This window comes from Phormidium sp. CCY1219 (assembly GCF_055795085.1).
Genome location: NZ_JAYFEQ010000841.1, coordinates 1 through 1,570 on the forward strand (window position 1 = coordinate 1; position 1,570 = coordinate 1,570).

Annotated in this window: 1 protein-coding gene; it reads right to left on the bottom strand. The window is 48.0% G+C overall.

What is annotated here, in order from left to right:
* Positions 1-84: 84 nt before the first annotated feature.
* A complete protein-coding gene (locus AC0QH1_RS26840; RefSeq protein WP_324634528.1) occupies positions 85-1,434 on the bottom strand; it encodes a hypothetical protein in 1,350 nt (449 codons plus the stop codon).
* Positions 1,435-1,570: the final 136 nt, after the last annotated feature.

Consider the following 1,570-nt stretch of genomic DNA (forward strand, 5'->3'; position numbering starts at 1 on the left):
TTGCTATTAACCGGGGCATTTATCCCCCGGCGGGAGTTGCTATTAACCGGGGCATTTATCCCCCGGCGGGAGTTGCTTCGGAAATTACCGACGGAAAAATCGCCAAGCCAGGATAATAAATAAAGTGACAACTCCCGCTAACGTCCCAGAAAACACACTTAACCCCAACACAAAGTGTAAATCCGACCAACCCCGGGTGAAAGGCATCTCATCCAGGGCCGTATCCCCAATCGAAATCCCTTTAATATCTTCAACATAATTGGAAGAAGCAGAAGCCACCATTCCGCCCGTTCCCAATCCAATGCCGAAAATTCCCACTACAGCTTGAAACGTGCGATCGCGATGCGCTTGGCGGATTTCTAGCAGGCTATTAATCGTATCCGCAAGGCGCGCAATATCATCCCAACAGCGGCGCAAACTGTTCGCGTCTTTCTGCAATTGCGGCAGATAGGTTTGCTGCACTTGTTGGCTGAATTCTGCTAAATAATCCAGCTTTACCGGTCCGTTGACTTGGGCATTTTGAATCAGAGTTTCTCGATAATTATCGTAGTTATTTAGATGGATTTCGATAGTCGTCTGGTTGATTTCTACCGAATTCAAGCCTTGCTTGAAGCGAAATTGAGTTTCGATCGCCTCGGTTAGTTCGGTTAAATTTAACTCCGACAGGGGGTGGGCGAAATTGAGGGTATTGTAATCGCCCACCAGGGTGGATTTGAGCTGGCGACTGTTGCGATACGCCCAGAGAATTTTATCCCGCGACAACCATAAGGGCCGCCAGTAATTCACCAGCAACTTTGCCCCGGCGTCTAATTGAGCGCGATCGCGGTAAAAAACCAGGGTTAAATGAGAATTTGGCTCGATTTTTTGCCATTGTTGCGGTTGCGATCGCCAAAACTGCCAGATTTTCCCATCCCACAGCACTCCTTCCTTTTCCTGTTTCCAACCTCGGTTATCAATTAAGTGCTGGTACGCCAGTTTGGCAAATTCTTTTATCTCCCCTTCCGTTCCCGATTCTAGCACAGCAGACAGCACCAAACTGTGCCCGATAGTCTGTAACTTCTCAGGCGGTTGGAGAAACTCCTGCATGCACTTGAGAAATGCGATCGCCTCCCCTTTATCGTAACTGGCGATCGTATAGGCATTAAACACCAACACCCAACTGTCTTCCTCGGACCAGCGCCGATACTCCCCTTCTAGGGTATGCTGTTCTCGCCTCCCCGTAAAGGGTAACTGGGCCACTTTTACCTCATCCACCTGGCAAAATTTGCGTTCGGTCTCTTGGCTAAAAGAGGTTTTGAATTCATCGCCAATCAGTTGCACTAAATTGTGTAAAAAACTTTCATAGTGCGGCGTCGTGGTTTCCGCCTTCACCCCCAATCCTTGTTTGAGCGTGTAGGTGAATCCATAAAGACTCAAAGTATTGATTTTCAGCATAGGAATTTGAGGAAATAAAAGAAGCGGGGGATTGAAATCGCGCCTTTGCAAACCAAGCGATTGAAATTGCGCCTTTGCAAACCAAGTCCGCCTTCGCGGACTAATCGAAGAAGAATCGGAAGCGGGCAATTGAAAT